Annotated in this window: 10 protein-coding genes and 1 pseudogene; 7 read left to right on the top strand and 4 right to left on the bottom strand. The window is 74.1% G+C overall.

What is annotated here, in order from left to right; all coding sequences use genetic code 11:
• Positions 1-120: 120 nt before the first annotated feature.
• The 4 genes from ACOJTC_RS27630 to ACOJTC_RS27615 are packed head-to-tail and all read right to left on the bottom strand — an operon-like array spanning position 121 to position 4,357.
• On the bottom strand, positions 121-681 hold the full coding sequence (locus ACOJTC_RS27630) for a thioesterase family protein (protein WP_420119077.1): 561 nt from the start codon (positions 679-681) through the stop codon (positions 121-123).
• Positions 678-1,859: an acyl-CoA dehydrogenase family protein gene (locus ACOJTC_RS27625; protein ID WP_420119076.1), complete on the bottom strand. Its 1,182-nt coding sequence runs from the start codon at positions 1,857-1,859 to the stop codon at positions 678-680. The genes ACOJTC_RS27630 and ACOJTC_RS27625 overlap by 4 nt, the downstream gene beginning before the upstream one ends.
• Positions 1,860-1,871: 12 nt before the next feature.
• Positions 1,872-3,227: an aspartate aminotransferase family protein gene (locus tag ACOJTC_RS27620; RefSeq protein ID WP_420119075.1), complete on the bottom strand. Its 1,356-nt coding sequence runs from the start codon at positions 3,225-3,227 to the stop codon at positions 1,872-1,874.
• On the bottom strand, positions 3,224-4,357 hold the full coding sequence (locus ACOJTC_RS27615) for a 3-oxoacyl-ACP synthase III family protein (RefSeq protein WP_420119074.1): 1,134 nt from the start codon (positions 4,355-4,357) through the stop codon (positions 3,224-3,226). Before ACOJTC_RS27615 ends, ACOJTC_RS27620 begins: the two co-directional genes overlap by 4 nt.
• Before the next feature lie 248 nt (positions 4,358-4,605).
• Here ACOJTC_RS27615 and ACOJTC_RS27610 point away from each other — a divergent pair, with 248 nt between their 5' ends.
• The 7 genes and pseudogenes from ACOJTC_RS27610 to ACOJTC_RS27580 form a co-directional block, all read left to right on the top strand.
• Positions 4,606-5,391: an LppM family (lipo)protein gene (locus tag ACOJTC_RS27610; protein WP_420119073.1), complete on the top strand. Its 786-nt coding sequence runs from the start codon at positions 4,606-4,608 to the stop codon at positions 5,389-5,391.
• Entirely contained in the window at positions 5,388-5,732 is a 345-nt protein-coding gene (locus ACOJTC_RS27605) for a hypothetical protein (RefSeq protein WP_088646730.1), read from the top strand. The genes ACOJTC_RS27610 and ACOJTC_RS27605 overlap by 4 nt, the downstream gene beginning before the upstream one ends.
• Positions 5,733-5,743: 11 nt before the next feature.
• Positions 5,744-6,352: a glycine zipper family protein gene (locus ACOJTC_RS27600; protein WP_204922956.1), complete on the top strand. Its 609-nt coding sequence runs from the start codon at positions 5,744-5,746 to the stop codon at positions 6,350-6,352.
• Positions 6,349-7,041, top strand: coding sequence for a carboxypeptidase regulatory-like domain-containing protein (locus ACOJTC_RS27595; RefSeq protein WP_420119072.1), 693 nt, complete (start codon positions 6,349-6,351; stop codon positions 7,039-7,041). The genes ACOJTC_RS27600 and ACOJTC_RS27595 overlap by 4 nt, the downstream gene beginning before the upstream one ends.
• A 26-nt stretch (positions 7,042-7,067) precedes the next feature.
• Positions 7,068-8,300, top strand: coding sequence for a phage tail sheath family protein (locus tag ACOJTC_RS27590; protein WP_420119071.1), 1,233 nt, complete (start codon positions 7,068-7,070; stop codon positions 8,298-8,300).
• A 1-nt stretch (position 8,301) separates the two neighbouring features.
• Positions 8,302-8,784 (top strand): phage tail protein, encoded by a 483-nt coding sequence (locus tag ACOJTC_RS27585; protein ID WP_363794901.1) that lies wholly within the window; start codon positions 8,302-8,304, stop codon positions 8,782-8,784.
• A pseudogene (locus ACOJTC_RS27580) lies at positions 8,759-9,196 on the top strand (hypothetical protein); the annotation flags it as partial. The gene ACOJTC_RS27585 and the pseudogene ACOJTC_RS27580, both read left to right, overlap by 26 nt.

The following is a 9,196-nucleotide window of genomic DNA, read 5'->3' as shown; positions in this document are numbered from 1 at the left end:
TGTGGTTTGCGTCTGTAACGGCGGTGGCCGGGCACGCCAACCGCTTCTCCACCGCCCGCGGGCGGGGGCGGGGGTACCGGCGGCCCCGGGGGCCCGGCCGGGCCCCCGGGGACGGGTGGGCTAGCCGGTCGGGGGTGCCAGTCGGCGGAGGAAGGCGGCCCGGTCGACGATCCGACGCCGGTGGGAGCCGTGACCGAGCACCGTCCCGGTCGGACCGACCACGGTGAAGTCGACGTCGACGTCGCGGCCCGCCACGGTGAGGGCGACCCGGTAGGTGACCGGCTCACCATGACCGGCCGCCGCCGCGTGGGTCAGCGTCACGCCGACGCCGACGGTCATCTCGCCGGACGACAACACCGGGGCGAGCACCTCCACGCAGGTCTGTTCCATCAGGCCCAGCATGGCCGGGGTGGACAGGACCATCAGGCCCTCGTTGCCCCACCGGGTCGCGCAGTCGTCCTCGCGGACCACCCGGGTCCGCTCCCCCTCGACCCGACGCCCCAGCCCCGCACCGGCGACGCCCGCCCCACCGGCAGCACCGGCCGGATCGGACGCGGCACCGGATCCGGCCACACCGCCGGAACCCGCCGGAACAGCCACACCGCCGGCCACCGACGGAGCGGCCACGCCGCCGGAATCCGTCGGAACGGCCACGGTGCCGGGGCCCGTCGGGGCGGTCACGCCGGCACCGCCGGCGCGTCGACCGGGGTGGCGTAGCGGCGTACCACGTCCTTGTAGATGTTCTTCTTCTGCATCTCCGTGGTGCCGCCGGCGATCCGGATGGCGACGGCGTCGCGCAGGTGCCGTTCGATGCCGCCGGCACGGTCGTAGCCGGCGTGCCCGAAGATCTGGACCAGTTCGACGGTGGACCGGACCGCGCCCTCGGAGGCGGCCAGCTTGGCGCAGGAGGCGAGCGCGCTGTAGGCGTCGTCGCCCCGGACCAGCGCGTCGGCGGCGGCGTAGGCGAGGTGCCGGGCCGACTCGATGGTGGTCCGGATGCCGACGACCTTGTCCTGGATGAACTCGTGCTCGCCGATGGGGACGCCGAACGCCCGGCGTTCGGCGCAGCGGCGCAGCACCACGGGGAGCAGTGCCTCCAGTTGGGCGGCGACCACGACGCCGTACATGAGCCGGTCGAAGGCCAGGAACGAGTAGAGGGTGGCGAGCCCGTCGCCGGGTGGCCCGACCACGTCCGCCGGGCCGACCGGCACCCCGTCCAGGATGATCGGCCCGGTGGGGCTGGTCCGCTGGCCGAGCAGGTCCTCGGCGACGCCGGTGTCGACGCCGGGCCGGTCGCGGTCCAGCACGAACAGGGTGATGTCCCGGGCGCCGATGCCGTCGAGCCGGCCGACGATCAGCAGGTGGTCGGCGACGGGCGCGTTGGTGATGTGCGCCTTGTGCCCGGTGAGCCGCCAGTCGTCGACGCCGTGCACGCGGGCCCGGGTGCCGACGGCGGCGACGTGGGAGCCACCGGCCGGTTCGGTGGCGGCGGTGGCGCCCACCGCGCCGCCGGCCAGCGCCGGGAGCAGCCGTCGACGCTGTTCGGGGGTGCCGTGTTCGCACAATACGTGCAGCAGGCCGGCGTGGGCGACGGCGGACAGCACGAAACCGGAGTCGTCCGCGCCCTGGGCGAGCCCTTCCAGCCCGGCCAGGAAGTCCCACAGGGTGCCCCCGTCGCCGCCGTGCTCGCGGGGCAGGTGGGCGGTCCAGAAACCCTCGTCGGCCAGCGCATGCCAGGACTTGGTGTCGAAGACCCCGGCGCGGTCGCGCTCGGCGGTGCCGGGGGCGACGGTCGTCGCGGCGAAGCGGCGGAACCGCTCCCGGCGGGCGTGTTGCTCCGGTGTCCAGGTGATCTGCATCGTCGTGCCCTCTCAGCCGGCCTCGGTGATGTCGTGCAGGGTGAGCCGGACGGCAGCGGTGAAGGCCGCGACATCATCCGGGGTGGTGCAGGTGGTGACGCAGCCCATGCCCCGGGGGGCGACGATCACGCCGTGGTTGAGCAGGCCCAGGAAGAAGGCCTGCTGGCGGGCGGCGTCGACGTCGCGGACGTCGCGGAACACCTCTACCCGGCGCGGGCCGATGTGGATGTTGAACAGCGACCCGACGCCGGTGACGACGGCGTCGACCGGCGCACCGGCGAACACCCCGGTCAGCTCGCGGCGCAGCAGGTCGCCGGTGCGGTTGAGCGCGTCGATGGTCGCCGCGTCGAGCTTGCCGAGGGTGACGATGCCGGCGGCGACGCTCAGCGCGTTGCCGGTGAACGTGCCGCCCTGGTAGAGCGCCGGGCCGCCGGAGCGGGAGTCGTAGACGTCGGTGCCGCCCTGGGGTTCGAGCAACCCCATGATGTCGGCCCGGCCGCCGTACGCGCCGATCGGCAGGCCACCACCGATGATCTTGCCCATGGTGGTCAGGTCGGGGGTGACGCCGTACGCCTGCTGCGCGCCGCCGTACGCCAGCCGCAGCGTGATCACCTCGTCGAAGACCAGCAGGATGCCCAGCTCGTCGCAGGTGGCCCGCATCGCGGTCAGGTACGCGGCGGTGGCCGGGATCATCCCGCCGACGCCGAGCACCGGTTCGAGCACCAGCGCCGCCACCCGGTCGGCGTGGGCGCGCAGGATCTCCTGCGACGCGGCGACGTCGTTGAACGGCACCACCAGGGTCTCCCGGGTACGGGAGGCGGGGATGCCGCGCATCTCCGGCACGGAGGCGGGCGACCGGACGTCACCGGCGAGGTCGGCCGGTGGCCGTACGCTGATCATGACGTCGTCGGTGGTCCCGTGGTAGCCGCCCTCGGCCTTGGCGACCAGCGGGCGGCCGGTGTGGGCCCGCGCCAGGCGCAGCGCGAACATCACCGCCTCGGTGCCGGAGCCGGTGAACCGGACCCGTTCCAGGCTCGGCACCCGCGCCACCAGCAGCCCCGCCAGCTCGGCCTCCAGGGTGCGGGAGAACGAGTGCGAGGTGCCGTGCGGCAGCTGCTCCCGGATGGCGGCGGTGACGTCCGGGTCGGCGTAGCCCAGCGGCAGGCCGGTGTAGTTGGCCAGGAAGTCGCGGTAGGCGTTGCCGTCGACGTCCCAGACCGTGCCGCCGACCCCCCGGTCCAGGTAGACCGGGTACGGCGGCCAGGAGTTGAGGCTGCGGGTCGCCCCGGCCGGGATCATCGCGCCGGCCCGGGCGAAGTGTTCCTTCGAGCCGGGGGTGCGCTTGGCGTAGTCGGACAGGATGCTCATGCCGGTGGCTCCTCGTGGGTCGGCTGGCCGGCCGTGCCGCCGGGCCAGGTGATCAGGGCGCTTCCCCAGGTCATCCCCCCGCCGAAGGCGGCGAGCAGGACCCGGGCCCCGGGGCGGACCCGGCCGGCGTCGATCGCCGCGTCGAGGGTGACCGGCACGGACGCGGCGCCGGTGTTGCCGTGGTGGGTGCCGCTGATCGCCACCTGGTCGGCGACGAAGCCGAGTTCCTTGGTCACCTCGCGCAGCAGCCGCACGTTGGCCTGGTGCGGGACGAGCAGGTCGAGGTCGGCGACGGTCAGCCCGCAGGCGGCGGTGGCGTCGGCGACGAGTTCCGGCAGCTTGCGTTCGGCGAACGCGCGTACCGCCCGGCCGTCCATCGTGAAGTAGTGCCCGCCGTGGGCGACGGTGGCGGTGCTGGCCGGGGCGCGGCTGCCGCCGGCGGGGATCCGGACCAGGTCGTGCTGCCGGCCGTCGCTGCCCAGCCGGGTGTAGGCGATGCCGGCGGCGTCGGCCGAGCGGCCCAGCACCACCGCCCCCGCGCCGTCGCCGAAGAGCACCGAGGTGCGCCGGTCGGTGTAGTCGAGGATGCGCGAGTAGGTGTCCGCGCCGATCACCACGGCGTACCGGATGGCCGGGTCGCACCGCATGATCTTGTGGGCGACGTCCAGGGCGTAGAGGAAGCCGGTGCAGACGGCGTCCAGGTCCATCGCGTACGCGCCCCACGCGCCGAGGTTGGCCTGTACCCGGCAGGCGGTGGCGGGCAGCGGCAGGTCCGGGGTCGAGGTGCCCAGGATGATCAGGCCGACGTCGGCGGGGTCGACGCCGGCCCGGTCGAGGGCCTGCCGCGCGGCGTGGGTGGCCAGGTCGGAGGTGGCCTCGCCGGGGGCGGCGGCGCGCCGTTCGTGGACCCCGGTCCGGTCGACGATCCAGTCGGCCGTGACGCCGAGCGCCGCGGCCAGCGACGCGTTGGTCACCACCTGCTCGGGTAGGCAGGCACCGGTGGCGAGGATGCCCGGCGTCGCACCCGGGGTGGGGGTGCGGACGGCGGCGGCGAGGGGGCGGGCAGGGGGCCGTCGTGGGTCGTGACGGCGGGGTTCGGTCGGGCTTGCCTGTTCGGCGTCGGCATGCATGTCCCCAGGCTGCGGCCGGCGTGTTCAGCACCCGTCGCCGCCGAGATTTAACGCAGATCTAGCGGACGCGAAAATAGGGTTCCCGCGATCATCCACAATGGTCGGTAATGGATGCCGACCCTCCAGGATATCGACCGGCGGACCATATCCGTGCCGGCCGGACCGATAAGCGGATCGGTAAGATCGGAGACAGCCATCTGACCGATCGCCGACTGCCCGGTGTGAAGTGGATCACACACAATATGCCCATGAATACCGGACGCGGGCGCGGCAGGGTGGCCCGACTCACGGTGTGTCTGGCCCTGCTGACCCTGCTGGCCGGATGCATGCAGCTCAACCTGGGGCTGACCGTCAACGCCGACGACACCGTCGACGGTCAACTCCTGCTCACCGCGGAGAAGTCCGTGCTCAGCAGCCGCAACAAGAACCTCGCGGTCGCCTACGCCGAACTGCGGGAGAACATCCCCGCTCTGCCCGCCGGCGAGGAGACCGTCTACGAGGACGAGCGTTTCTACGGCGCGCAGATCACTTATCGGCACACCCCGCTGAAAAACTTCACGAGCGAGAGCGTGAAGCTCGTCCGTGACGGTGATCTCTACCGGTTCAGCCTGCCACTCGACCCCAAGAAATACGGCGGGAAGGTGGCCGAACAGAATCCCCAGAACCAGCAGACGTTCCTGCAGCTCATGTCGTTCGAGATCTCGGTGACCTTTCCCGGCCGGGTGATCGATTCCAACGGCACGCTCACCGGGCGCTCGGTCACCTGGAAGGTCATCGCCAACCAGCCGAAACCGGCCGAGCTGCGGGCGATCGCCGAGGCCCCGCCGCACCCCACCCCGTCGGCCAGCCCCGCCGCCGCGAGCGGCCCGGACGACCCGGGTGGTTTCCCGTGGCTGCCGGTGTCCGTGGCGGTCCTCGTCCTGCTTCTGCTGGCCGGCGGGGTCCCCGCCGTCCTGCTGCGCCGCCGGGGCGGCACCGCCGCCACCCCGGCCGCCCCCGCCCGTCCCGCACCATCCGAAGGGGGATCGCCGTGAACGATCTCTTCACCTGGGCCGCCCTCGGCACCGTGGCCGGTGCCAGCGCCGCCACCCTGCTCACCGCCAACGTCATCGGTGGCCTGCTCGGCCCGGACAACGACAAGGCCCGCAAATGGATCGCCCTGGGCGTGGCGCTGCTCCTGTCGTACGCCACCGCGGCGTTCGCCACCGACGCGGGCGGCGAGAAGTGGCTGATCGCGTTCTTCAACGGGCTGGTCATCTTCTCCGCCGCGCTGGGCGTCAACCAGCTACCGTCCGGCAACCGGCAGCCCACCCGGGCCACCCCCGGCCAGCTCGCCCAGGGGCGCGAGCCCCGCTTCGTCCGCTCCTGGGTCTGAGGAGGCGTGCCATGGTCTACGGAATCGTCAGCGCCGCCGTCCACGTCCTGTGCGGGGCGGCGCTCGGGGTGACCACCGGTGGCCCGGTGGGCCTGCTGGTCGGCGCGGTCGTCGGCCTGCTGATCGGGGTCCCGTTCGGCTGGTCGGTCGCCGCCGCCCGGGTGTACGGCCCGGACGCCCGGGGCGTGGCCCTGTTCGTGATCGACCACACCTGGAGCCTGCCGAACACCGCCGCCGGGGCGCTCTACCTCGCCCTGCACCTCGTCGTCGGCCACTCGCTGGACCGGCCCACCTCGCAGCACAGCTGCCGGGTCAGCCTGGTCGAGGGGGTGTCCCCGCGGTACGCCACCACCATCGGCACGGTCTGCGCCGGTGCCGGCCCCGGCATCCAACGCCACGAGGACGTGCACATCCTCCAGGCCCGGCTGCTCGGCCCGCTCTACCTGCCGCTGGTGGCGCTCAACTACGTGCTGTTCACCGTCGCCCCGGTGTGGCTGCTCTGGCACGACCACGCCAACGCACCGATCAACCGGTTCACCAGGTACTTCGAGATCGGCGTCTACCCGCACGTGTGGAACGAGGCCATCGCGTACCGCATCCAGGGGACGCCGCCGCGATGACCGGCGACGGGCCGGGACCGGTCGAGGCGGCCACCGCCGAGCTGGCCGCCTGGCTGGCCGGGGCGGCCGGCGAGGACGTCCCGGTCGGCCCGCCCGCCGACGGGGGCGTCGGGCTGACCCTGTGGCCGCTGGCCCTGCGGCCGGCCCGGCAGACCCGGGGCACCGGGACGCCCACGCCGTACCGGTTCACGATCCGCTACCTGGTCGCCGCCGCCGGCCCGGCCGCGCTGGCCGGGCTGGACCGGGTGCTGACCGCCGCCGCCACGGCCGGCGAACCGGAACTGGTGCTGGAGGCCGGTGACCCGGCGTTGTGGGTGACGCTGGGCGTCGCCCCCCGGCCGGCGCTGCTGGTCGACGTGCCGGCCCAGGTGACGTCCACGCCGCCGGTCGCGCCACCGGTGCTGCATCCGCTGCGGCTGCGCCGGCTGGACCTGCGTGACCTCGTCGGCCGGGTGGTCGGCCCGCAGCGGCAACCCCTGGCGGCGCTGCGGGTGGAACTGGTCGGCACCCCGTACGCCACCCACACCGACGCGGGCGGTCGGTTCCGGCTCGCCGGTGTACCGCACGACCCGGAACACCCCGACCAGCCGGTCCGGCTGCGCCTGGTCGGCCGGGGCCGCACCCTCACCGCCGAGGTCGACCCGGCCGACGCGGACATCGTCATCGTCTGCGAACCCCCGGCCCGCTGAGCCGGACCGGCCGTACAGGAGGACCGATGCCCCACTACTTCTCCCCCGGCATCTACGTCGAGGAGGTGCCCGGCGCCGCCCGGCCGATCGGGCCGGTCGGGATGGCCGTCGCCGCGTTCGTCGGGGTCGCGCCGAACCGCACCGCCCACGTCGACCGGGCGCTGGCCGTCACCAGCTGGTCGGAGTTCCTCCGGCTGTACGCCGACGGCGACGACCTGGAGAGCACCCCGCTGGCCCGGGCGGTCTTCGGCTTCCTCGACAACGGCGGCAGCCGCTGCTGGGTGGTCAACGTCGGTGCCGACGGGCAGCTCACCGGCACCGGGCAGCGGCGCACCGGGCTGCAACTGGTGGAGGCGATCGACGAGGTGGCCATCCTCGCCGCGCCCGGCTTCCACGACCCGGTGTCGCACGAGGCGCTGCTGAGCATGGCTGAGCGGCTGCGCACCATGGTGGCGATCTGCGACCCGCCGCCCGGCATCGAGGACATCTCGACGCTGACCCGGGTGGCCACCCCCGCGCGCCCCGGCAAGGCCGGCGACGGCAAACCGGCCGACGGCAAGGCCGGCGAGCCGGCCGACCCCGACACCGGCGCCGCCCACCGGGCCCGGCAGTCCGACTACGCCACCTACTACTTCCCCTGGCTGCGGGTGCGTGACCCGCTCACCGGCGAGCTGGTGCTCACCCCGCCGAGCGGTCACATGGCCGGCATCTGGGCCCGGACCGACGCGCTGCGCGGGGTGCACAAGGCCCCCGCCAACGAGCCGGTACGCGGCGCGGTCGACCTGGAGTACCTGGTCACCCGCTCGGAACACGACGTGCTCAACCCCAAGGGGGTCAACGTCATCAGGTACTTCGCCGGGGAGGGCATCCGGGTGTGGGGGGCCCGCACCCTGGCCGCCGAGGCCAGCGAGTGGCGCTATCTCAACGTCCGCAGGTTGTCGATCTCCATCGAGCAGGCCATCGCCAACGGCACCCGGTGGATGGTGTTCGAACCCAACGACTACTCGCTGTGGCGCTCCATCCGCCGCGACATCGGCGCGTTCCTGACCCGGGTGTGGCGCGACGGGGCGCTGCTGGGGCGCACCCCCGAGGAGGCGTTCTTCGTCAAGTGCGACGAGGAGACCAACCCGGTCGACGTCCGCGACGCCGGGATGGTGGTCGCGCACATCGGCATCGCGGTGGTCAAGCCGGCGGAGTTCGTGGTGTTCAAGCTGAGCCAGTGGGCCGGCGGCACCGACACCGAGACGATCGGAGGCTGACATGCCGACCCCGGCCACCCCGCAACCGGGCGCACCGGTCGATCCGTACCGGGCGTACCACTTCAAGCTGCTCATCAACGGCATCACCAACGGGCACTTCACCGAGGTCAGCGGGCTGGAGATGACGATCGGCCGGCTGGCCTACCGGGAGGCCGGCAACGACCGGGTGCGGTCGGTCCCGGGGCAGGTCGACTACGCGCCGGTGACCCTGCACTTCGGGCTCACCCCGTCGCGCGAGCTGTGGGACTGGGTGCACGGCGCGGCGACCGGGACGGTGAGCCGCCGCAACGTGTCGGTGGTGCTGCTCGACGCCGCCGGCACCGCCGAGGTGCTGCGCTGGAACCTGATCAACGCGTGGCCGATGCGGTGGCGCGGCGCGCACCTGCACACCCTGTCCCAGGAGATCGCGATCGTGGCGCTGACCCTGGCGTACGAGGGGCTGGAGTTGGAGGACGGCAGTGCCGCGGCGTCCACGACCGCGTGACTGGCTGGCCGCCCGGCTGCGGGCCGCCGCCGACGCGGTGGCCCCCGTCCCGGCCGTCCCGCCGGCCGACCCGGCCATGCCGGTCACCGACCCCGCCGCGCGGTGGGCCGGGCCGGTCCCGGCGTCGCGCGGGCCGGGGCAGCCGCCGGCGCACTGGCTGCGGCCGGTCGCCGCGCACGCCCCCGGCCTGCTGCACGACCTGGTCGGGCCGGCCGCCGACACCCCGCCGGGTCCGCCGCCGGCCGCCGGCCCGCCGCCCGCATCCCACCCGGGGGTACGCGGACAGTCCACCCCGGCGTCCGCCGAGTCCCCGGCCTACCCGCCCGGCCCCGGTGCCCCCACCGCCGACCGGCCTCCCGCGCCCCCCCCCCGCGCGGTGGCCCCCCCCCCCCCCCCCCCCCCCCCCCCGGCC

The sequence above is a fragment of the Micromonospora sp. genome (genome assembly GCF_048594385.1).
Lineage (GTDB): Bacteria > Actinomycetota > Actinomycetes > Mycobacteriales > Micromonosporaceae > Micromonospora > Micromonospora wenchangensis.
Note: the sequence above shows the minus strand (reverse complement) of the source record. Positions and strands in the feature narration are given on the sequence as shown.